Source organism: Streptomyces sp. NBC_01267 (assembly GCF_036241575.1).
In the GTDB taxonomy this organism is placed as follows: Bacteria; Actinomycetota; Actinomycetes; order Streptomycetales; family Streptomycetaceae; genus Streptomyces.
The window spans coordinates 3,545,472-3,566,999 of sequence record NZ_CP108455.1; the positions used below are offsets into that span (position 1 = coordinate 3,545,472).

Consider the following 21,528-nt stretch of genomic DNA (forward strand, 5'->3'; position numbering starts at 1 on the left):
TACAACCGGGAGAGCCCCGTCCAGCGCCTGTTCAGGCCTGATGGACGGGGCTCTCCGTGCGCGAACGGTCAGTACGGTCAGTGACGTCGCTGGTAGCGGCGCCTCCGGGTGAAGAGCACCGCACCGAGGGCGCTGAGTACGACGGCGACGCCACCCATCAGCGTGAACGAGTCACCGGTGTCGGCCAGTTCACCGCCGGCGCCAGCGTCTCCGCCGCCGGTTCCGCCGTTGTCGCCGTATGCGCCGCCGTTGTCGCCACCGCTGGCGCCGCTGCCGCCACCGCTGTCGCCGTAGGCGCCGCCGTTGTCGCCACCGCCGCTGGAACCGCCGTTGGAACCACCGCCGTTGGAGCCACCACTGTCGCCGTAGGCTCCGCCGTCATCCGAGGGCACCGAGCCCGAGGGGGACGGGCTCTCACTCTCCGACGGCGAAGGCGCAGGGCTCTCGCTCTCGCTCGCCGAGGGAGACGGCGACGGACTCCCGCTCTCGGACGGCGACGGAGACGGACTCTCACTCTCCGAAGGGGACGGAGACGGACTCTCGCTCTCGGACGGGGACGGGGACGGAGACGGACTCTCGCTCTCCGAAGGGGACGGAGACGGACTCTCACTCTCCGACGGCGAAGGGGACGGACTCTCACTCTCCGAGGCCGAAGGTGACGGCGACGGAGACGGCGACTCCGGATTGCAGCGGGCGTGCACCGCTCCCAGACGGGCACCCGCGATCGGCCCGTCGTAGACCACGGCCCCCGACGTGTCGCGCAGCACCCCGGTCACCGACACGTCGAACCATGCCTCGGCCTCGTACGCCCCCGGCGTCTGGATCTCACCGCCCGGTACGACGTGGTGCGTGAAGACCACCCGCAACGTGCTGTCTCCCAGGGTGTCGGGCTGGTTCAGCTCGGCCCCGGTGACCGGGAGCTCCGTGGTGCCGACGTCCACGCGGTGGCCCAGTACCGCGATCTGCTGTCCGTCCGTGTGCGCGTAGGCGAGGGCGTACGGGCCGAACGGCGGCGGGGTGCACTCCGCGTACGTGTTCAGCGAGCCGATCGCACCGCTGGGGTTCGTGGAGATGAGATCCAGCCCGTGCAGGCTGATCACGATTCCCGCCGCGTCCACCTTCGCGTAGTGCTTGGCGTCGGTGATCGAGGTGGTCACGGCGTGCGTGCCGTCCTGGTAGTAGGCCAGCACCCCGTCCGGGTCGGAGAAGTCGCCGGTGTCCTCGCCGCCGTTCAGGGGCGGCGATCCCGCCGTGCCGTACGTCCCGTGGAACGCGGACGCATGCAGTGCGGCCACCCGGGAGATGTCCAGGTGGATCAGGGCGGCGCTGGTGTCGCCCGCAGGGGCGGCAGCGGCTCCGGCCCGTTCGGCCCCCGGGTACACGAGCAGCAGCCCGGTCAGCGCCGCCGCGGTCGCGGTCCCGGCTGCGACCACCGGCACGGGACCGACGAATAGCCCTTTTCTGCGTTCTTTATTCACATATGACACATATCGCACCAAAAGCCCCCTGCCCGTGATTGCGTCACGGGCAGGGGGCCCTTCCGGGCGGAATTACTTCTTCTCGCCCTGGTCTTGCGACCAATCCGGGTCGAGCCGGCCCTTCGCTGGTCGGTGCAGCAGGTCCTCGGACGTGCGTGACGGGAGTGGCCTTCCGGGTGCCGAGAGTGCCGCCTCTTCGACATTCACTTGCCGTGGTGAGCAGCTCTGCTCCGACAGCAACGGCTGATTGCGCAGCACCCCGCACGCTTGCGGGCTGCACGCTTTGCGCGCTCGGACCACCGTCCGAGCGATATACCCGCGGGGAGCGCGTGTCCGTGCGCACCGAACACACCATCACTTTTAACTTAACGCTTATGAAATCTCACTTCCTGTCACCATTGACCCGGGGGTTGTCGGCGTTGACAGCCGCCGTGGCCCTCTCGGTCACGGCTGCCGCAGGCGCCGCCTCGGCCGATGGGACGTTCCTCGGCCGTCTGCACACCGTGCGTGAGATTGCCTCCACGGTCCCCACGAACGGCGACGTGAACCCCTACGGCACGGCCGTGGTCGCGCGCGACGCCGGGAGGCTCCACCGAGGCAACGTGCTGGTCAGCAACTTCAACAACAGCCAGAACCAGCAAGGCACGGGCACCACACTGGTCCAGATCAGCCCGCGGGGCACCGCCAAGCTGTTCGCCCGGATCGATCCGCGCCGCCTGCCCGGCCGATGCCCCGGCGGCGTGGGGCTCACCACGGCCCTGAGCATCCTGCCCGGCGGGTGGGTGGTGGTCGGCAGCCTGCCGACCACCGACGGCACATCCGCCACCGCCCGGGCAGGTTGCCTGCTGGTACTCGACAGCCACGGCAAGGTCCGCGAGACGCTCGCCGGAGGCGGCATCAACGGACCCTGGGACATGACCGCCGCGAGCCACGGCGACCGTACCGACCTGTTCGTCACCAACGTGCTCAACGGCACTGTGGCGGGCGGCGGCAACGAAGTGGACCGGGGCACCGTCCTGCGCATCACCCTCAAGCGCCATGGCAACCGGCCGCCGCAGCGGCTGAGGACCACCAGGATCGGCTCGGGTTTCGCCCAGAAGACCGACCCCGCCGCCCTGGTGATCGGCCCGACAGGCGTAGGCCTTGCCAAGAACGGCTCGCTCTACGTTGCTGACACGGTCAAGAACCGGATCACCGTCATCCCGCGCGCACTGTCCCGGGGATCCAGCGCCGGCACCGGCCGGGTCGTCAGCAGCGGCGGCCGGCTCAACGGCCCCCTCGGCCTGGCCATCGCACCCAACGGCCACATCCTGACCGTCAACAGCGGTGACGGCAACATCGTCGAGACCACACCGAGGGGTCGCCAAGTGGCGTTCCGGCAACTCGACAACAGCGGCTCCCCGCCCGGCGCGGGCGCGCTGTTCGGCCTTGCGGTGGACTTGGACTGTGACGCCGTGTACTTCGTCGACGACGCCACCAACTTCCTCAACGTCCTGCGCTGACGTCCTGCGCTGATCCACGAGCAGCACCAGAGGCCCCGGATCTCTCCGGGGCCTCTGGCGTGTGCGCCCCGGATCTCTCCACTCCGGGGCCTCTGGCCGAGGCCACCCCCGGCGGCGGATCGGTCTACCGCCTCCCGGCCGCGCCCGGTAGGGCAATACGGCAGCAGGGCCCGGACCGCGCATCGCGGTCCGGGCCCTGCCCCGTGCGGTGCCGCCCTGCGGCGGCGGTGCGCCAGCTCTGTGCGGTGCCGTCGCCCGCCTGCCCGGCTGAAAAGCCCCCCACCACACGGAGAACCCGCAGGTGGGGGGCTTACAGCTGGCTGGTTACTTCTTCTTGCCCTGGTTCTTCACGGCCTCGATGGCCGCCGCAGCGGCGTCCGCGTCGAGGTACGTGCCACCGGCCTTGACCGGCTTGAAGTCCGCGTCCAGCTCGTACACGAGCGGGATGCCGGTCGGGATGTTGAGTCCCGCGATGTCCGCGTCCGAGATGCCGTCGAGGTGCTTCACCAGGGCGCGCAGCGAGTTGCCGTGGGCGGCGACCAGGACCGTGCGGCCGGCGAGCAGGTCGGGGACGATGTCGTCGTACCAGTACGGCAGCATCCGCTCGACGACGTCCTTGAGGCACTCGGTGCGCGGGCGCAGCTCCGGCGGGATCGTCGCGTAACGGGGGTCGTCACTCTGCGAGTACTCCGCGCCGTCCTCCAGGGGCGGCGGCGGGGTGTCGTACGAGCGGCGCCACAGCATGAACTGCTCCTCGCCGAACTCCGCGAGCGTCTGCGCCTTGTCCTTGCCCTGGAGCGCGCCGTAGTGCCGCTCGTTCAGGCGCCAGGAGCGGTGCACGGGGATCCAGTGGCGGTCCGCGGACTCCAGCGAGAGCTGGGCGGTGCGGATGGCGCGCTTCTGGAGCGACGTGTGCACGACATCGGGGAGCAGGCCGGCGTCCGTGAGCAGCTCACCGCCGCGGACCGCCTCCTTCTCGCCCTTCTCGGTGAGATTGACGTCCACCCAACCGGTGAACTGGTTCTTCGCGTTCCATTCACTCTCGCCGTGGCGGAGGAGGATCAGCTTGTACGGTGCGTCGGCCATGGTCCCGAGCCTAATCCACCGCCCTTGCGCACAGCTGAACGGCCGGGGAACCGAGGGATGGGCGGCCCCCCGGTCAGAAGGATTGACGGCCCTCGTCAATCGGGTGGCGGGCGCGACGCGCGCGCACGTAACCTCCCAGAGTTCGTAGCGCCACTTACATGTATCTGTCCTGGGGGAAGCCCAATGCCGTCCACAGCCGGTCGTACCGCCGGTCTCACCGGTCTCAGACGCGCCGCACGGGAGAGCGTCTCCGGTCTGCCCCGGGAGTTCTGGTGGCTGTGGACCAGCACCCTGATCAACCGGCTCGGCGCGTTCGTCGCCACCTTCATGGCGCTCTACCTCACCCTCGACCGCGGCTACTCGGCCTCGTACGCGGGCCTGGTCGCCTCCCTGCACGGCCTCGGCGGGGTCGCCTCGTCGCTCGGCGCCGGGGTCATGACGGACCGGCTCGGGCGGCGCCCCACGCTCCTCGTCGCGCAGGTCTCGACAGCCCTCTCGGTGGCGCTGCTCGGCTTCATGCACGACCCGGTGGCCATCGCGGGCGTCGCCTTCCTCGTCGGCATGGCGTCGAACGCCTCGCGCCCGGCCGTGCAGGCGATGATGGCCGACATCGTGAAGCCGCAGGACCGGGTGCGCGCGTTCTCCCTCAACTACTGGGCCATCAACCTCGGGTTCGCGGTCTCCTCGGCGCTCGCGGGCTTCGTCGCCCAGTACAGCTATCTGGCGGGCTTCCTCGGCGAGGCAGCGCTGACCCTGGTCTGCGCCGTCGTGGTCTTCCTGAAGCTGCCGGAGTCGCGGCCGGTCCGTACGGCGGTGGAACAGGCCACCGAGTCGGCGGTCCGGCTGGGGACCGTCCTGCGCGACGGCCGTTTCATGAGCGTCGTCGGCCTGTCCTTCGTGGTCGCGCTGATCTTCCAACAGGCCTCGGTGGGCCTCCCGGTGGCGATGGGCAAGGCGGGCTTCAGCAGCGCCGATTACGGGATGGCCGTGGCCGTCAACGGTGTGCTGATCGTGGTCCTCCAGATCCCGGTGACCCGCTTCATCGAACACCGGGACCCGCGCCGCCTGTTGATCATCTCCTCGGTGCTGGCGGGTTACGGATTCGGGCTGACCGCGTTCGCCGGTTCCCTCGGGCTGTACGCGCTGACGGTCTGCGTCTGGACCCTCGCCGAGATCGTCAACGCACCGACCCAGACAGGGTTGGTGGTCCGCCTCTCCCCCGTCCATGGACGCGGTCGCTACCAGGGCATGTACTCGACGTCCTGGGCCGTGGCGGCCCTGGTCGCGCCGCTGCTCTCCGGTTTCGTGATCGACCGGTACGGGGCGGAGTGGCTCTGGGCGACCTGCGCCGTCCTGGGCACGGCCGCGGCGGTCGGCTACTGGCTGCTGATGCGGAACCTGCCGCCGGAGCCGCATCTGGTGGTCTCGCCCAAGTCCCCCGCTACGACGGCAACTACGGCGGCCACGACGACCACTACAGCAACGGCAGCAACGGCAGCAACGGCCGAGCAGAACGGCGCCGCCGTGGTGAGTGCGCCGGTCGAGTAGTTGCTCCGGTTCGACGGCATCGGGATCCTACTGGCAGCTGAGGCCGACGGGTTCAGACGCTCCTGCCCTGCGGACGTGCGATAACTTGCCCGCCATGACTGGACTCGGACACATCGCCTGGCCACCCGCCCCGATAAAGACCGAACGGCTCGTGCTCCGTGAGCCCGAGGCCCGGGACCGTGCGGCGCTCATCGAGCTGTTCGCCTCGCCGGAGGTGGGCACCTACATCGGTGGCCACCGATCGCGTGATGAGCTCGAACGCACGGTGCCTGAGGCACCCCGGCGACGTCCCGGCCTGTTCGTGACCGATCTCGACGGAGCGATGATCGGCATGATCGAGCTCAACCGGCGCGACGCGGAGCACCGGAGCCAGGTCCGTCCGGATGCCGGAGAGGCCGAACTCGGCTACCTGTTCCTGCCGGAGGCCTGGGGACATGGGTACGCCGCCGAGGCGTGCACAGCGGCACTCGACTGGTTCACCGGCGCACTTCCCGGCGAGCCGGTGGTACTCATCACCCAGACCGCCAACTCCCGCTCGATGCGCCTCGCGGCGAAGCTGGGGTTCACCGAGGTGCAGCGGTACGAGGAGTACGGCGCCGAGCAGTGGCTCGGCGTCCGGTCCCCGGACACGCTGCCTGCTTAGACGGACCAGACGGACCAGACGGACCAGAGGGACCAGAGGGATCGCAGACGGACCAGCCGGACCAGACGGATCAGCGGGCCCTCTTGGCAGCGACCCTGGCGCGCAGCTTGTCGCGGACCGTGGGCCACTCGTCTGCGAGCAGGCTGTAGTAGAGCGAATCGCGGCGGGTTCCGTCCTGACGCCGCATATGGCTGCGCAGGGTTCCTTCGTGGACCAGGCCGAGGCCGGTCAAGGCGCGCTGGGAACGCAGGTTGAGATTGTCGGTGCGCAGGGCGAGCCTGGCGAGTCGCAGGTCGTCGAAGGCATGGCCGAACAACAGCAGCTTGGACTCGGCGTTGTAGGGACCTCCCCAGCAGGAACGGTCGAACCAGGTCGCGCCGATCTCAGCGCGGCTCTCGGCCAGGTCGAGGTCGTACAGACTGGTCGAACCGATCACGACGTCGTCGTCACAGCGCTGCACGGCGAAGCACCGCCTGGACGGATCCGCTGTCATCCGGCTGAGCAGCGCGCGCATCTGTAACAGGCTTTCAGGGCGCGGCCGGGGCATCCATCGCCATACCTCCGGGTCGGATGCGGAGGGTAGGAGGGCTTCTGCGTGGTCGGTGGACAGCGGCACGAGGCGGACGGTGCGGCCGACGAGAGGGCTGTTGTTCACCGCGACACAGTAGAGCCTTGCCGGCCACGGTTCGGCGTAACGAGGTCGCTGCCGCCCTCACTCCGGGGAAGCGGGCCGCGTTCGAAAGCGGCACGCGTGAAGGCGAGTTGGAGCGGTCGCAGGCGTAGCACGAGCCGAGCCCCCACACCCCGCACGCCGTTCCCCCCACCCCGCATCAGGAGCGGCCCGACCCCGTCGTCCCGGATCGGGCCGCTCCCGGTCGTGCGGCAAGCGCTCTCGGCTGTGCGTCCGAACGTCCCGGATCAGCGCAGGCCGCGCTGGGCCTCGTACAGATTGACCGGACGTACCGACTCCGGCGCCCCGTACGCCTCCAGGCGGGAGTGCAGATCGCCGGTGAAGTCCGGTACGTCGATCTGGCCGAACGGGCTGACCGTGCTGATCCCGACGCTCGCGCTGTACGGGGCCAGACCGTCGATCTTCATCAGGCCCTCGCGGCCGTTGGTGACCCGGATGTTCCAGTGCGTGAAGCGGGCGCCGAAGAGCGGTCCCGCCGAGTCGTCGCCGCCGTGCCGCCCGTCGTTGTTCACGGTGATGTCGGTACGGACGTTGGCGAACGGCAGCCCCCGGTGCGAGTCGAAGGTGCCCATCTCCATCACGCCCCGCGACCAGACGTTGTGGCTGGACAGCCCCTCGACGTTGATGCCGTGCAACTGGGTGCCCGCGGGGGCCGGGACGGTGCGCTGCGCGATGGCGAAGTCCTCGACCAGGTTGTCGTGCGAGCCCTCCCGGCAGAAGTACGGGTGGTGCGAGCCGCGGCCCTCGACGCGGGTGCGGCGCAGCGTGGTGGCGGACGCCGCGACCAGCCCGAAGCCGTTGTCGACGTTACGGACGACGACGTCGTCGGCCCAGCAGTCGTAGGCGCACTGGAAGGCGACGCCGTTGTACCCCTTGTCGAGCAGGTGCTGGGACTGCGGGGTGAGGACCGCCTCCAGCGTGAGCCCCTCCACGGCGGACCCGGTCAGCGGCGCCACATGGGTGGTGAGGCGGGGGTCCCACTCGGGCCGGACGTCCAGCGGGAGGGGGCGTTCCAGGGTGACCTTGCGGCCGTGGACGGCGGTGATGCGCACCGGCCATTCGTACGGCACGTACGAGGTCAGCTTGGTCTTGTCGTCCCAGAAGTACGCCTCGGGCCCCGGGCCGCCGCCCGACATGTGCTCCAGGAGCGTGTGGTCCGCGTCGTCGGCGAGGCGGAGCAGGACGAGATCGCCGCGGCGCAGCCGTGCCGCGTCCCGGACGGTGACGGTGCGGTCGCCCTGCCGGGCGGGGGCGACGGTGGTGAGGGTGCGCCACTCGTCGCGCTTGTTGCCCGTCCACCCCTCGAAGGGCCAGGTCGCGGCCTCGATGGCGGCGGTCAGTGACGCGAAGCGCGCCTCGGGGCAGAGCCAGATCAGCCCGCCCGCCCAGGACCACGACGACTTGTCGCCGCCGTACCGGGACCCGTACGGGCCGATCAGTTCGGTGAGGTTCTTCGTCGCGTAGAGCTTGGTGCGGCCACTGCCCGCGCCGCGCAGAACGACGTTGCTGTGCCCGATCCGGATGAGGTCGTCGATGCGGAAGGTCCCTGCGGGGACGAGGACCGTGCCACCGCCGCGTTCGCCGGCAGCGGCGATGGCACGGTTGATCGCGGGCGCCGAGTCGGTGGAGCCGTCGGGCGTCGCACCGTGGTCCGTCACATCGGCGACGACGGGGCGCCGGGGGAACCGGGCCTCGCCGCCGGTACGGCGTCCGGCGCGGCCGATGTACGGGATCTGGGGGTGGGTGTACGGGGTCCGGGCGAACTCGCGCCAGAGGGGGGTGACCGGAGTACGTCCTCCGGAGGGGGTCCCTCCACGGGGTACGGCCATGGCGGTTCCTCCCGTCGCGGTAACAGCCGCGGTGGCAGCCGCGATGGCTGTCGCGGTGCTGAGCAGTGTGCGTCTGCTGATGTTCGCCACGTTGTTCGCCACGTTGTCCGCCATGTTGTTCCCCACGAGCCAACCTCCATGGATGTGAACGAAGTTCATACATGCGTTGGCGGTGAGCATGCCATGGGGGGCGCAGGGCGGGGAAGGGTCGTGCAGGGGCGAAGCGGGCGGGCGCCTGCGGCGAGCTTTCGGGGGCTCTGCCCCCGGACCCCTGCTCCTCAATCGCCGGAGGGGCTTGGATGGGGGCGGCGCCCCGAAAGCACTGGCCTCAGCCGTCCGCGCCCGCGCCTTCGGCCCCGCGAGTCAGATGCGTGAACGCATCCAGGTTCCGCGTCGACTCCCCCCGCGACACCCGCCACGCGTACTCCCGCTTGATCGCCGCCGAGAAGCCCAGCTCCAGCAACGAGTTGAAGGGCCCGTCGGCCGCTTCGAGGACCGATCCGAGCAGCCGGTCGATCTCGTCCGGTGTGATCACGGACAGCGGCAGCTTCCCGACCAGATAGATGTCGCCGAGCTGATCGACCGCGTAACTCACCCCGTACAGCCGCAGATTCCGCTCCAGCAGCCACCGGTGCACCGCCGCGTCGTTCTCGTCGGGGTGGCGGATCACGAACGCGTTGACCGACAGCGAGTGCTTGCCGACGATCAGCGAGCAGGTGGTGGAGAGCTTCCGGGTGCCGGGGAGTTTCACCACGTAGGAGCCCGGCTCGGGGCTCTCCCACTCCAGCTCGGCGTCCTCGAACGCCTGCTCCATGACCTGTCGCACATCAGCCATGATGCGAGCGTACGCGACGGCGGTGTTCCTGCATCGCGGCCGTGTAGACCTCGGCCGTCGCCGCCGCGGCCGTGTCCCAGCCGAAGCGTCCGGCGTGCCGGGCCGCGGCGCCGCCCATCCGGTCGACCAGTTCCGGGCTGTCGATGAAGCGGCGCAGCGCCGCCGCGTACGCGGTCGGGTCGTGCCCGGGGATCAGGAAACCGGTCGACCCTTCCCGTACGGCGACGGGCAGCCCGCCGACCGCAGCCGCCACCACCGGCGTACCGGCCGCCTGGGCCTCGATCGCGACCAGCCCGAAGGATTCGTTGTACGACGGCATGACCAGCACGGACGCGGCCCGGAACCAGTCGGCGAGCTGATCCTGACCGACCGGCGGACAGAACCGGACGATGTCCGCGATACCGAGGCGCGCGGCCAGCTTCTGCAGGCCCTCCGGCTTGGCGAGACCGCTGCCGCTGGGACCGCCGACCACCGGTACGACCATCCGCGTCCGCAGCGAGGGATCCTGGTCGAGCAGGACCGCCACCGCGCGCAACAGGATGTCCGGCGCCTTGAGCGGCTGGATGCGCCCGGCGAAGAGCGGTACGAACGCGTCCCGCGGCAGGCCGAGCCGGGCGCGGGCGGCGGACCGGCCGTCGCCGGGGCGGAAGCGGTCGAGGTTCACACCGGGGTGGACGACGGCGACCTTGCCCCGTTCCGCCTCGTAGTGGCGGACCAGCTCGTCGGACTCCTCCGCGGTGTTGGCGATGAGCCGGTCGGCGGCCCGCACGATCTGGGTCTCGCCGATGACCCGCGCGGCGGGCTCGGGGCTGTCGCCCGCGGCGAGCGCGGCGTTCTTCACCTTGGCCATGGTGTGCATGGCGTGGACGAGCGGCGCGCCCCACCGCTCGGCCGCGAGCCAGCCGACATGGCCGGAGAGCCAGTAGTGCGAGTGCACGAGGTCGTAGTGGCCGGGCCGGTTGCCCGCCCAGGCCTGCATCACGCCGTGGGTGAAGGCGCACAGCTGGGCCGGTAGCTCCTCCTTGGCCAGGCCCTCGTACGGGCCCGCGTCCACGTGCCGTACGAGCACACCGGGCGCCAGCTCGACGAGCGGCGCCAGGCCGCCCGTGGTGGCGCGGGTGAAGATCTCGACCTCGATGTTGATCGCGGCGAGCCGCTTCGCCAGCTCGACGATGTAGACGTTCATCCCGCCCGCGTCGCCCGTGCCGGGCTGGTGCAGGGGGGACGTGTGCACGCTGAGCATGGCGATCCTGCGCGGTTTGCGATGCCCGGCGAACTTCAGCCTGGGGGGTCGCGCGGGTCCCGTGATCCGGCCGCCGAGCCGGGACACGTACTGGCTCACGTGGACGGTCCTCTCCTCGCGCGGGCACGGTCTACGCCAGGGCACGCGTACCTGCCCCGTCCCCTTCAGAGGTGTGGAACAGCAGAACACCGCCCCGCATTTCCTCTTTGCCGAATCATTACCATGACACGCCTCGCATACCCTCGTCCCATGACCCCGCCCGCCCCTCGCCCCACCGGCGCACGCCCCGTCGGCGCTGTGACCCGCGGGACCACCAACCCCAACCGGCTGCGCCGGATGGACCGCTGGATCGCCGCCGTGCACGGCCCCGCACTGCGCCGCTCGGACGACCCCGTAGTGGTGGATCTGGGGTACGGAGCCGCCCCCTGGACCGCCGTCGAACTGCTCCGGCGGCTGCGTGGGGCCGCTCCCGCCACCGAGGTCGTGGGCATCGAGATCGAACCGGCCCGGGTCGCGGCGGCGAAGCCGTACGAGCAGCCGGGGCTGTCCTTCCGGCACGGCGGCTTCGAGGTGCCGCTGGACGGCCGCAGCCCGTCGCTGATCCGGGCGGCGAACGTACTGCGCCAGTACGACGAGGGCGAGGTCGCCGCCGTGTGGCAGCGGCTGTGCGCCCGGCTGGCGCCGGACGGGCTGCTGGTCGAGGGCACCTGCGACGAGATCGGGCGGCGGCAGGTCTGGGTGGCGCTCGGACCGGACGGCCCGCGCACGGTGACGTTCGCGACCCGGCTCGGCTCGCTGCACCAGCCGTCCGACCTCGCGGAGCGGCTGCCGAAGGCGCTGATCCACCGGAACGTTCCCGGCGAGCCGGTGCACGCCTTCCTGCGGGACTTCGACCGGGCGTGGGCGGCGGCGGCGCCGTACGCCTCGCTGGGCGCCCGGCAGCGCTGGATCACCGCAGCACGCTCCCTCACCACCGACTGGCCGCTCACGGACGATGTCCGCCGGTGGCGCCAGGGCGAAGTCACGGTGGACTGGGCGGCGCTGGCACCCCGTACGGGGTAACCAGGACCGCGTACGGGGCAACCGGCACCACGTACGGGGTATCCGGCACCACGTACGAGGTATCCGGCGGGCCGTCGGGAACCTGGGGCGGGTGCCGTTCGTCGAACGAAGCAGAGACACCGCACGAAGGCTGATGCGGCGCAGGAACACGGGTGGGGCTGGGGAGTTGTTGTACACCTCTGTCGCATTCGCGCAGGGCATGGCAATATCGCGCCAACGTCACCTAAGTTACTGACGGTAAATCAGCTCTGGAGGGGGAGCTCGTGAACCGACGCCGCTGTGCCGCCGCCGCGATCACACTGGTCTGCGGACTGACCGCGCTGACCGTACCGACGACCGCGTACGCCGCCCCCAAGCCGCCCCATTCTTCGGGCACTTCCGGCTCTTCGGACACTTCCGGCTCTTCCGGCTCCCACAAGGCGCCGTCGTCGAAGAAGAGCCTCGAAGAGGTGCGCAAGGAGATCGACGACCTCTACCGCAAGGCCGGGGCCGCCACCGACGCGTACAACCTCGCCAAGGAACAGTCCGAGAAGCAGTCGTCGCAGATCGTCGAACTCGCCAAGTCCATCGTCAAGGGTCAGGCGAGGATCGACCAGCTCAAGACCCAGGCGGGCGCCGAGGCCCGCGCCCAGTACCGGGACGCCGGACTGCCGCCCGCCGCGCAGCTGATGCTCAGCGGCAACCCGGACAACTTCCTGGACGGCGCCGACCGGCTGCGCGCGGGGCAGCAGGCACAGAAGAACCTGCTGGCCGAAATGGACAGGACCCAGCAGGACTTGAAGACGTACACCCAGGACGCCAGCGACCAGTGGCAGAAGCTGGAGTCCAACCGCAAGAAGCAGGCGAAGACCAAGAAGGACATCGACCAGAAGATCAGCGCCGCCAAGAAGCTCGAATCGAGCCTGGCGAAGAAGGAACGCGAACGGCTCCGCAAGCTGGAGGACGAGCAGCAGTACAAGGCCCAGACGGCCTGGCTGAGTTCGGGCATCCTGAAGGAGATCAACAACAAGGCGAGCGCCCAGGGCAAGAAGGCCGTCCAGTTCGCCACGGCGCAGATCGGCAAGCCGTACAAGTGGGGCGCGGTGGGCCCGCAATCGTTCGACTGCTCCGGGCTGACCTCACAGGCGTGGGCGGCGGCCGGCCATCCCATTCCGCGTACCTCGCAGGAACAGTGGAAGCAGTTGCAGCACGTGGACGTGAAGGACATGCGCCCCGGCGACCTCATCATCTACTTCTCGGACGCGACCCATGTCGGGATGTACATAGGCGACGGCGCGATGATCAACGCGCCACGGCCCGGCAGGGACATCACGATCGGCGGGGCGGGCTCGATGCCGATCCTGGGCGTCGTCCGGCCGGACAAGTAGCCGCTGCCCGGCCCGGCGGGTAACCGCCGTCCGTAGGCGGGGCGGCGGCCAGGACCCGTCCGCCGCCCGGCCACGCGGCCGCACCGCCGACGCAGCCGCACCGTCCGGCACGACCGCACCGTCCGGCACGACCGCCGCTCTCCCCTGCCGTCCGCTGTGTCCCTGCGTCCCCGCGTCCCTTGTGTCCCTGTGTCCGACCGCACCTCCTGGTGCGTCCGACATCACCCCCGTGTCGTCCGTCACCCCGCGTCCGCCCGGCCGCGGAGTGACGTTCGTCATGGACCCGACCACCGACAAACCGCCGGATGCGGGCCAGGAGGCGGCATATGACCCCGGCGATTTTCGAGGCGCCATTCCGCTGGGGCCGCGCTAACCGCTATGGTCCCCGTCTGGTGAGGCGTCGACTGGCGCCCCACTGCCCTCGGGGGGAGGGAAGGAAACCGAAGCGATGGAGAGCGGTCAGGCCGTTCTGCCCCACCAGACCAGGGGACCGGACACCACCGGCAGCACCGACCTCACGCTGCTGGTGATCGAGAACGACCCTGCGGGCACCTTCACGGTCCCGGAGCTGCTCGACACTGCCGGAACCCGGGTACGCATCCGGACCGCGCGGAACCTCACCGAGGCCGAGCGGCTGCTCACCGACGACGTCCACTGCATCCTGCTGGACCTGGCGCTGCCGGGCGCGGACGAGGACGACGAGCTGTCCGTACTGCGCCATGTCCTGAAGCTCGCGCCCTGCCACGCCGTACTGGCACTGGCCCCGTCCGGCCATGTCGAGCGCGCGGCCCACGCGGTCCGGGTCGGGGCACAGGACTACCTGCTCCGCGACGAGCTGGACAGCCGTCTGCTGAGCCGGACCGTCCGGTACGCGGTGGAGCGCAAGCGCGCCGACACCGCGCACTACAAACTGGCCGAGTCCCGGCTGCGCGCCCAGGAGAACGCCCGCCTGGAGCGCGGTCTGCTCCCGACACCGCTGCTGGAGGGTTCGGACCTGCGCTTCGCCGCGCGGTACCGCCCCGGCCGCTCCCGCGCCCTGCTCGGCGGTGACTTCTACGACGTGGTCCGCACCCCGGACGGTACGGTCCACGCGATGATCGGCGACGTCTGCGGCCACGGTCCCGACGAGGCGGCCCTGGGAGTGGAACTGCGCATCGCCTGGCGGGCGTTGACCTTCGCCGGGCTGTCCGGGGACGAACTCCTCAGCACGCTCCAGCAGGTCCTGGAACACGAGCGGGAGAGCGAGGAGCTCTTCGCGACGCTCTGCACGGTCGACATAGCACCGGACGGACAACGGGCCGGACTCTGCCTGGCCGGGCACCCCGCCCCGCTGATCTCCCGCAGCGACGGAAGGGCGCAGCTCTTCCCGTACGAGGACGGCGGCCCGGCCCTGGGCCTGCTGCCGCGCGCCCGCTGGCCACGCCGCCAGGTCGAACTGGGCGGCGCCTGGAACCTGTTGATGTACACGGACGGCCTGATCGAGGGCCGTATCGGTCAGGGCACCCAGCGCCTGGGCCAGGACGGCATGGTCGAGATGATCGACCGGCAGCTGACGGCGGGGCTGCGCGGCGAGAGCCTGCTGGAGGCGGCGGTGGCCGAGGTCCGCGACCTGAACGGCGACGAGCTGACGGACGACGTGGCGGTCCTGCTCCTGGAACGCAGGCGCGGCGACGCCTGAGCCGCCGGCCGGGTCGGCCCCCGCCGTAGTCGGGCCCGGCGCCCGCCGTCGCTCTTGAGGCTCAGCGCCCGCCGTTGTACGGACCGTACGGCCCGTCGCTGCTGGAACCGCCGCCCCGGCGACCGCCACCACCGGTGATCTGCCGCACCGCGGGGCGCACGTCCACCATGTAGACGATGGTCGCGATCAGCCCGATGACCGGCAGGAACGACAGGATCGAGAACAGCCAGTTCACGACGAACGCGATGGCCAGGACGATCAGCCAGAACGGTTTGGTCTGCTTGCTCGCGGCCCGGTACGCGTCCTCACGGCGGATCGCCGCGTCCACCAGCGCGAAGCCACTGAAGAGGATCAGCGCCAAACTCAACAGCGACATGAATCCCGCGAAACCCTGCATCAGCACTGTGCCCACCGCCTGTTAGACCGGCCATCAACGCGGCCACGCTACCGGGAGAACGACCCGGGCACCGAGAAGATGCCCGGCCCGCTCCCCCGGCCACTCCTGAACTTCTGGACTCTTTCTGAACTCTTGAACTCGTACTCTTCCGCTCCAGTGCGGCGCTCTACTTCCCGGCGGGCGGCGTGGTCTTCTTCGCCGTCGCCTTACGCGGGGTGGTGCTGGTCTTCTTGGCCGCCGCGGGCTTGGCCACCGGCTTGGCCTCGGACTTCACGGTCTTCGGCGCGGGCTTGGGGCCCGGCTTCGGGGCGGTCCTGGGCTGAGCGATCCTGGCCTCGGCCTTGGGCCCGGCCTTCGACTCCGCCTTGGGCTCGGTCCGCGACCCGGCCTTCGGCCCGGCGGGAGCCTTGGACTCGGTGACCGTGCCGAACAGGACGAGATCGTCGGCCGCCTCGCCACGCCACTGCCGTACGGACTGCTCACCGCGCTCGGCGACCTTCTCGTACGTCTCACGCGCCCGGACCGCGTATTCGGCAGCCATACCGATGCTCCGCAGCGCCAGGTCCTGCGCGGTCTCGCCGAGCTTCTTCAGATCGGTGTCGAACGTGCCGATCACCTCGGTGAACTTCGCGGAGACGGAGGCCTGCGCCTCCTTGGCCTGCGTGGCCACCCGGTCCTGAACGGTCCTGGGATCGGTGTTGCGCACCGCGTCGATACGTGCCGGTGCCTCGGTCTGGAACTTCTCGATCAGCGCCGGGACCTTCCTGGCCTGCTGCACGGCGATGTCGGCCGTACCGGCCGCGAAGTAGAGGGGGGTCGGGTCGGTGAGGGTCTTGCGCAGGTCATCGGTGATGGCCATGACTGTGGTCCTCCCGGATCAGTTCGGTATGTGTCTGTACGTGTCTGTGCGCGTCTGCGCGGGTCGTTCCGTACGTGTCAGCTCTGTACGTGTCAGCTCTGTACTTGTCAGCTCTGTACTTGTCAGCTCGGTTCGTGCTCTGAGGGCTGTCCGGCAGCACCGTCGTCCACCGCGAGCCCGTTCTCCTTGCGGAAGGACTCGTAGATCTGGAGCAGGACGTGCTTCTGCCGCTCGGATATGGAGGGGTCGGCCAGGATGACGGCGCGCGTCTCCAGCTCGTCCCGCTCCCGCTCGTCGAGGATCCCGGCCTGCACGTACAAGGTCTCCGCGGAGATCCGCAGCGCCTTGGCCAGCTGCTGGAGGATGTCCGCGCTGGGCTTGCGCAGGCCGCGCTCGATCTGGCTCAGATACGGATTCGACACCCCGGCAGCGTCGGCGAGCTGCCGCAGGGACAGCTGCGCGGTGCGCCGCTGCTCGCGCAGGTACTCACCGAGATTGCCGACGTTGAGTGATGCCATGCTTCGATGCTGCACCTACCCTGCTAACTTTTGCAAGCAGACGCTTGCAAAAGTGTTCCATGCCACCTGAATGGCTGCTTGCGCCTGAGCGCAACAGGTGTCGCATGTGCACGACAGCTATCGCGCGTCCGGCCTCCCTGCGCAGGCGCTCTCGGTCCGGTTCCGCGAGCCGCCGGGAAGCGGCGTTGTCGGTGGGCTCTGCCAGGGTGTGCGTCGTGGATGAACTGGTGGAGCGTGTCGACGATCAAGATGGCGTGCTGGGGGTGGTGGTCAGCCGCCGACAGGCCATCCGGGAGGGGTGGCTGCACCGTGTCGCCGTGACGGTGTGTCGTGATGAGCGTGGACGGATCCTCGTTCACCGACGGTCGGAGCAGCTGTCGCGCTTCCCCGGGCTCTACGAGGTCGAGGTCGGTGGTGCCGTGGATGTCGGTGAGTCCTATGAACAGGCCGCCGCGCGCGAGCTGGCCGAAGAGCTGGGCCTTCGTGTGCTGCCGCGCTTGCTGTTCACCTTCCTGAACCGCAGCGGTGTGAGCCCTCACTGGCTCGGCGTGCACGAAGCCGTGGTGCCGGACACGGTGGCCGCCGATCCTGACGAGGTCGCCTGGCATGGCTGGCTGACCGAGCCGGAGCTGCGGTCGGCCCTGCTGGAGTGGCGCTTCACCCCCGACAGCCACGAAGCCTTCAGCCGGTACCTCGAGTTCCGGACCTCGCAGTCCTGACCTTTCTCGCCTTTCGGGCTGGGACGCCTGCTTGTGGCCAACGCGCCCCGGACCTGCAATGTGAACTGAACGGGTCCCGATCAAATCTGCGGAGCCAACCGCGCTCCGATGAGTAGCTGCGCACGGCGATAAATCGGACGACAGGCAGAGCCACGACACACTGTGATGACCCCATACCGTCCGCCGCACGGAGTGAACCAACCACAGGAGCTGTCTTGGCAACCGCGAGAACGGCGGACTCCCGACCCGAGATCGATGCCGCACTCGTCAGGCGCCTGATCGACACCCGGTTCCCGCGGTGGGCAAGACTGCCTCTTAAGCTGCTTGACCCGGCCGGCTCCGACCATGTGATCTACCGGCTGGGCGAGGAGCTGGCCGTCCGGATGCCCCGCCATGCCGGGGTCATCGGTCAGGCCAGGAAGGAGTTCCAGTGGCTACCCCGACTCGCCCCGTACCTCCCCCTGACCATTCCGGTACCGGTAGAGGTGGGGGAACCCAGCTTGGGCTATCCGTGGCCGTGGGCGGTGTCCCGATGGCTTGAAGGTGAAGTGGCGACCGTCGACGCACTGGCCGACTCCACCAGGACCGCGGTCGAACTGGCGCACTTCCTGGCCGCTCTACAGCGGTTTACACCCGAGAACACACCCAAGACTGCCCGCGAATATCTCACCAGTTGGTCGTTGTCCGAACGAGACCGCGCGACGCGGGTCGCCATCGCAAAGGTCGATGGCATTTTCGACGCCACGGCGATGACCAAGCTGTGGGATGCGGCCGTGAGCGCCCCCGGATGGGATGGCCCTCCGGTGTGTTTCCACGGCGACTTCCACACGGGCAACCTGCTGACCATCCACGGCCACCTCAGCGCCGTCATTGACTTTGGCGGGCTCGGTATCGGTGACCCGGCTTGCGACCTGCTGATCGCCTTCACCCTGATGACGGCCAGCAGCCGAGCCTCCTTCCGTAACGCGCTCGGTGTGGACGACGCCACATGGTTGCGAGGCCGCGGCTGGGCCATGGCCACCGGTCTGAACGCCTACACCTCCTACGCCGCCGTCAACCCTCGGGTCGCCGCGCAGACCACCCGGCAGATCACCGAGGCGCTCATCGGCTGATAGGGGCACCAGTGGAGACCCGGCCCGATCGCCCGTGCCAAGTGCGCCCGCAGGCCGAAGCCGGCCTGAGTAGTGGGACCCTGGGAAGCCCCAGTCCAGCTCCTGCCACTTCCTCTGCCGCCAGCCCACGCGGAGGTCTTCGGCTGGTATCTGCACCGCCTCGCCGCCGCACATCACGTGACGTCGGGCCAACTGGCGAAAACCCTGACGTCATTCAAAAACGTGCTGATCGAAAAACGGACGGGACGCGTTATGGCGCTGGACTCCGGTAGTTCTGCCACGGCTGGCACTCCTGACGGGTCTCATCCACGAGACCCTTCGGATGCTGCTGCCGGCGATCTCCCAGATTGAGGCACGTACGCGCTCCTCGACATGCTGGCCGACGTGGTCACCCCGACGACATCGGTCGAGACCTCGCAGAGTTCCAACGCCGCTTACCCGTTGGCACCCCTCCCCTGGCCGGTCCCTCCCTCGTCGGACTCGGCCAGGAGCGCGCCACGGTAGTACGGCGCATCGACCGGTGCGCGGAAGAGCAGTCAGTACCTCGGCAGAGGCCCTCCTGAACCCCTCAATCAGCTTCTGACGATGCAGAATGGATGCCCAGCCGGATCAGTGAGGACTCGCGCCCTGTCGCCATGTGGCTGGTGGTCCGGCTTGCCCGCACCCAACTCCAGCAACCGGGCCTCGGCCACGTCCAAGTCCTCATCGACCTTGAAGCAGATATGGAGCTGCTGGGGGACCATTTGGTCGGGCCAGCTCGGAGCCCGGTAGTCGTCGACCCGTTGAAAGCCGATGAGGAGTCCGTGTTCGCCGTTGAGACCCGCAAAGTCGGCATCTGACTTCGGGTGCAGTTCATGGTCGGTTGCCTGCTGATAGAACGCCGCCAGAGCCAGCGGATCAGAGCAATCGAGCGTTATCGCAACCAACTTGATCTGCATGGGCATGGCATCTCCGAGCCGGTCGGTGGACTTCCGCGATGAACACCCTAGTGGCGGCTGCCTATGGCCGAGCGGGACACCGACAGCCGACCTGTCCCACTCAACCGTAGGCAACACAGCTCAGAGCCTCCCCCTGCCCACAGTTATCTGGGACGGGACAACTTCCAGCGTCAGCAGTCGCCTTCCAGCAGTTGTTGTCCCCACCGGGGTAGGGCGACACACCACCATCCCGCGGGCGCAAATTCGTTGTGGTAGCCGGCGTGCGCTACTGCGATGTCATACCGTTCCGCTCACAGACTCGACGATTCCTGTCGCTGCGGGGGCAGATGACGCAAGCAACATCGACGAAACCTCGCTGGCTGCTCGCGTGGCTTGTTCCGCTGAAGGTGGGCCAGTCTCGGTCTGTCTGAACCATTCGGTCGCGTGACTCAGTCAACCTCGGCCATTTGTCGATCTGATCTGCCGAATCACCCCAGCGTGGTCGCCCAGTTGGGCGCTGATCTGGGCAGAGACTGAGAAGTCCTCCTCGCAGTCCGGGCAGGTTGCATCGCCGAAGATGTAGGTCAACACCCTGGCGACCTCTTGCTGGTCGTGAGCGAGCGCGACATCGTGGAGAGGTCGACCAATGCCGGTCAGGCCGGTGAGGTCGGTGGGACGCAGAGCCTTCGTCTCCACGTGATTGTCCGACAGCGCGTGATCACCGCTGGTCGAAGCTGGCCGAGTACACGCTGCCCTGGTGGCACAGTGCCGACCAGAGGTCGGTCCAGCACTCGGAGGCCGGATCCGATGCGATCTGGTCCAGCAGAGCAGGTATGTGCTGGCCCGATTGCACATCAGTAAGCCAGGATCGTCCTCCGGGTGACACCCATCGCGCCTCGGCACCCCCGGCGGCACCCCCGGCGGCCCCGTCGGTACTCGACGCCGTGTGCCAGGGTGGCGGACTGGGTACGGCCCTCATCCCGCCGCCCGGTCCCAGCGGTGCGTGGGCAGTCCGCTCTTCCGTGGGCAGGCGAACCACTGCCCGGCTCTCTCGAACCCTGATCTTGTTCTGAAGATCTTTCTGTTGGAGGCTGAGGCATGCAGACTCTGCCGACATTCGTCCTTGTCCATGGGGCCTTCGCGAATTCGTTCTCGTTCGCGCCGCTGCAGGCCGAACTCGCCCTGCTCGGGCACCGTTCGGTCGCGGTCGACCTTCCCGGGCACGGGTTCGAGGCGACCTTCCCCGCCGCGTACCAAGCTCCGCAGGATCTCGATGCCCTCGCTGCGGAACCGGGAGCCATCAAGGGAGTCACGCTCGCCGACAACGCCGCCCGCGTCATCGAAGTCCTCGAACGGGCCAAGCGGAACGGTCCCACCGTCCTCGTCGCCCACAGCAGGGGCGGCATCACGGCCACCGCCGTCGCCAACGCCCGGCCCGAGCTGATCGACCGGATCGTGTACGTCTCCGCCTGGTGCCCGGTCGATCTGGACGTGAACGACTACTACGCACAGCCGGAGATGGCGGACGTCGACCCGGGGGCCTTCGCTGCCTCGCTCGTCGGGAACCCGGCCGAACTCGGCCTGCTCCGGACCAACTTCCGCACCGCCGACCCGGCGGTGCTCGCCGCGTTCAAGCGAGGGTTCGCCGCCGATCTCACCGATGACGAGTTCCGGATATTCCTGAACACCTTCCAGCCCGACGAGAACCTCGACGCCGGTACGTCCGCCGACCGGGCACAGGCCACGACCTGGGGCCGGGTTCCCAAGACCTATGTACGTCTGGAAGCCGATGCCAGCATTCCGCTCGCCGTGCAGGACCGCCTGATTCGCGAGGCGAACGCGCTCACACCTGACAACCCCTTCGACGTCCGGACGCTTGAGGGGAGTCACCTGCGCTGGCTCGTTCACCCGAAGCCCGCAGCCGGGTTGCTCGCAGACCTCGCAGACCTCGCAGACCCGGACTCCACGGACTTCGCAGCGCGCTGACACTCTCCCACTCGACGCAGGTCCTGCCGGAAGGGTGCTCCAAAGGTCGTGGGCCAGT

At 69.2% G+C, this 21,528-nt stretch carries 19 protein-coding genes; 9 read left to right on the forward strand and 10 right to left on the reverse strand.

Annotation, left to right across the window (positions count from 1 at the left end; translation table 11 throughout):
* Positions 1–77: 77 nt before the first annotated feature.
* Positions 78–1,439, reverse strand: a complete 1,362-nt coding sequence (locus OG709_RS16255) for an LPXTG cell wall anchor domain-containing protein (RefSeq protein ID WP_329166648.1) — start codon at positions 1,437–1,439, stop codon at positions 78–80.
* 374 nt (positions 1,440–1,813) lie between these two features.
* Here OG709_RS16255 and OG709_RS16260 point away from each other — a divergent pair, with 374 nt between their 5' ends.
* Complete coding sequence (locus OG709_RS16260) at positions 1,814–2,980, forward strand: hypothetical protein (protein ID WP_266642237.1); 1,167 nt, start codon at positions 1,814–1,816, stop codon at positions 2,978–2,980.
* A 324-nt stretch (positions 2,981–3,304) separates the two neighbouring features.
* On the opposite strand, the gene OG709_RS16265 is transcribed toward OG709_RS16260, so the two are convergent.
* A complete protein-coding gene (locus tag OG709_RS16265; RefSeq protein ID WP_250300994.1) occupies positions 3,305–4,066 on the reverse strand; it encodes a phosphoglyceromutase in 762 nt (253 codons plus the stop codon).
* A 183-nt stretch (positions 4,067–4,249) separates the two neighbouring features.
* Here OG709_RS16265 and OG709_RS16270 point away from each other — a divergent pair, with 183 nt between their 5' ends.
* Together OG709_RS16270 and OG709_RS16275 are read left to right on the forward strand one after the other, a co-directional pair.
* Positions 4,250–5,614, forward strand: a complete 1,365-nt coding sequence (locus tag OG709_RS16270; protein ID WP_329166652.1) for an MDR family MFS transporter — start codon at positions 4,250–4,252, stop codon at positions 5,612–5,614.
* Between the two features lie 94 nt (positions 5,615–5,708).
* A complete protein-coding gene (locus tag OG709_RS16275; RefSeq protein ID WP_329166654.1) occupies positions 5,709–6,257 on the forward strand; it encodes a GNAT family N-acetyltransferase in 549 nt (182 codons plus the stop codon).
* A 70-nt stretch (positions 6,258–6,327) separates the two neighbouring features.
* On the opposite strand, the gene OG709_RS16280 is transcribed toward OG709_RS16275, so the two are convergent.
* The 4 genes from OG709_RS16280 to mshA all read right to left on the reverse strand — a co-directional run bounded on the left by OG709_RS16280 (position 6,328) and on the right by mshA (position 10,954).
* The gene (locus OG709_RS16280; protein WP_266642233.1) at positions 6,328–6,912 is read right to left on the reverse strand and encodes a GNAT family N-acetyltransferase; all 585 of its coding nucleotides are present in this window, start codon (positions 6,910–6,912) and stop codon (positions 6,328–6,330) included.
* Between the two features lie 263 nt (positions 6,913–7,175).
* The gene (locus OG709_RS16285) at positions 7,176–8,891 is read right to left on the reverse strand and encodes a glycoside hydrolase family 55 protein (RefSeq protein WP_250301345.1); all 1,716 of its coding nucleotides are present in this window, start codon (positions 8,889–8,891) and stop codon (positions 7,176–7,178) included.
* A gap of 214 nt (positions 8,892–9,105) precedes the next feature.
* Entirely contained in the window at positions 9,106–9,612 is a 507-nt protein-coding gene (locus OG709_RS16290; RefSeq protein ID WP_266642232.1) for a YbjN domain-containing protein, read from the reverse strand.
* Positions 9,605–10,954, reverse strand: a complete 1,350-nt coding sequence (gene mshA, locus OG709_RS16295; protein ID WP_250300989.1) for a D-inositol-3-phosphate glycosyltransferase — start codon at positions 10,952–10,954, stop codon at positions 9,605–9,607. The genes OG709_RS16290 and mshA overlap by 8 nt, the downstream gene beginning before the upstream one ends.
* A 150-nt stretch (positions 10,955–11,104) precedes the next feature.
* Between mshA and OG709_RS16300 the strand changes: the two genes are divergently transcribed.
* The 3 genes from OG709_RS16300 to OG709_RS16310 all read left to right on the forward strand — a co-directional run bounded on the left by OG709_RS16300 (position 11,105) and on the right by OG709_RS16310 (position 14,962).
* On the forward strand, positions 11,105–11,917 hold the full coding sequence (locus OG709_RS16300; RefSeq protein WP_329166659.1) for a class I SAM-dependent methyltransferase: 813 nt from the start codon (positions 11,105–11,107) through the stop codon (positions 11,915–11,917).
* A gap of 263 nt (positions 11,918–12,180) precedes the next feature.
* Positions 12,181–13,284, forward strand: a complete 1,104-nt coding sequence (locus OG709_RS16305) for a C40 family peptidase (RefSeq protein WP_250300987.1) — start codon at positions 12,181–12,183, stop codon at positions 13,282–13,284.
* Between the two features lie 448 nt (positions 13,285–13,732).
* A complete protein-coding gene (locus tag OG709_RS16310) occupies positions 13,733–14,962 on the forward strand; it encodes a PP2C family protein-serine/threonine phosphatase (RefSeq protein ID WP_250300986.1) in 1,230 nt (409 codons plus the stop codon).
* Between the two features lie 61 nt (positions 14,963–15,023).
* On the opposite strand, the gene OG709_RS16315 is transcribed toward OG709_RS16310, so the two are convergent.
* The 3 genes from OG709_RS16315 to OG709_RS16325 all read right to left on the reverse strand — a co-directional run bounded on the left by OG709_RS16315 (position 15,024) and on the right by OG709_RS16325 (position 16,736).
* Entirely contained in the window at positions 15,024–15,365 is a 342-nt protein-coding gene (locus tag OG709_RS16315) for a DUF2516 family protein (protein ID WP_250300985.1), read from the reverse strand.
* A gap of 160 nt (positions 15,366–15,525) precedes the next feature.
* Complete coding sequence (locus tag OG709_RS16320; RefSeq protein WP_250300984.1) at positions 15,526–16,218, reverse strand: hypothetical protein; 693 nt, start codon at positions 16,216–16,218, stop codon at positions 15,526–15,528.
* A gap of 122 nt (positions 16,219–16,340) precedes the next feature.
* Positions 16,341–16,736, reverse strand: coding sequence for a helix-turn-helix domain-containing protein (locus OG709_RS16325; protein ID WP_250300983.1), 396 nt, complete (start codon positions 16,734–16,736; stop codon positions 16,341–16,343).
* A 215-nt stretch (positions 16,737–16,951) separates the two neighbouring features.
* Here OG709_RS16325 and OG709_RS16330 point away from each other — a divergent pair, with 215 nt between their 5' ends.
* Complete coding sequence (locus tag OG709_RS16330) at positions 16,952–17,455, forward strand: NUDIX hydrolase (RefSeq protein ID WP_374211267.1); 504 nt, start codon at positions 16,952–16,954, stop codon at positions 17,453–17,455.
* 215 nt (positions 17,456–17,670) lie between these two features.
* The gene (locus OG709_RS16335; protein WP_329166665.1) at positions 17,671–18,567 is read left to right on the forward strand and encodes an aminoglycoside phosphotransferase family protein; all 897 of its coding nucleotides are present in this window, start codon (positions 17,671–17,673) and stop codon (positions 18,565–18,567) included.
* A 572-nt stretch (positions 18,568–19,139) separates the two neighbouring features.
* Here the strand turns inward: OG709_RS16335 and OG709_RS16340 are convergent.
* Positions 19,140–19,511, reverse strand: a complete 372-nt coding sequence (locus tag OG709_RS16340) for a VOC family protein (RefSeq protein WP_250300980.1) — start codon at positions 19,509–19,511, stop codon at positions 19,140–19,142.
* A 1,071-nt stretch (positions 19,512–20,582) separates the two neighbouring features.
* Between OG709_RS16340 and OG709_RS16345 the strand changes: the two genes are divergently transcribed.
* Positions 20,583–21,470: an alpha/beta fold hydrolase gene (locus OG709_RS16345; protein WP_329166667.1), complete on the forward strand. Its 888-nt coding sequence runs from the start codon at positions 20,583–20,585 to the stop codon at positions 21,468–21,470.
* Positions 21,471–21,528: the final 58 nt, after the last annotated feature.

What these genes read in the sequence shown, in the direction of transcription:
- OG709_RS16275 (WP_329166654.1), top strand. Translation starts at nt 5,709, where the DNA reads ATGACTGGACTCGGACACATCGCCTGGCCACCCGCCCCGATAAAGACC.
- OG709_RS16290 (WP_266642232.1), bottom strand. Translation starts at nt 9,612, where the DNA reads ATGGCTGATGTGCGACAGGTCATGGAGCAGGCGTTCGAGGACGCCGAG.
- OG709_RS16320 (WP_250300984.1), bottom strand. Translation starts at nt 16,218, where the DNA reads ATGGCCATCACCGATGACCTGCGCAAGACCCTCACCGACCCGACCCCC.
- OG709_RS16340 (WP_250300980.1), bottom strand. Translation starts at nt 19,511, where the DNA reads ATGCCCATGCAGATCAAGTTGGTTGCGATAACGCTCGATTGCTCTGAT.
- OG709_RS16270 (WP_329166652.1), top strand. Translation starts at nt 4,250, where the DNA reads ATGCCGTCCACAGCCGGTCGTACCGCCGGTCTCACCGGTCTCAGACGC.
- OG709_RS16345 (WP_329166667.1), top strand. Translation starts at nt 20,583, where the DNA reads ATGCAGACTCTGCCGACATTCGTCCTTGTCCATGGGGCCTTCGCGAAT.
- OG709_RS16300 (WP_329166659.1), top strand. Translation starts at nt 11,105, where the DNA reads ATGACCCCGCCCGCCCCTCGCCCCACCGGCGCACGCCCCGTCGGCGCT.
- OG709_RS16285 (WP_250301345.1), bottom strand. Translation starts at nt 8,891, where the DNA reads ATGGCGGACAACGTGGCGAACAACGTGGCGAACATCAGCAGACGCACA.
- OG709_RS16265 (WP_250300994.1), bottom strand. Translation starts at nt 4,066, where the DNA reads ATGGCCGACGCACCGTACAAGCTGATCCTCCTCCGCCACGGCGAGAGT.
- OG709_RS16325 (WP_250300983.1), bottom strand. Translation starts at nt 16,736, where the DNA reads ATGGCATCACTCAACGTCGGCAATCTCGGTGAGTACCTGCGCGAGCAG.
- OG709_RS16310 (WP_250300986.1), top strand. Translation starts at nt 13,733, where the DNA reads ATGGAGAGCGGTCAGGCCGTTCTGCCCCACCAGACCAGGGGACCGGAC.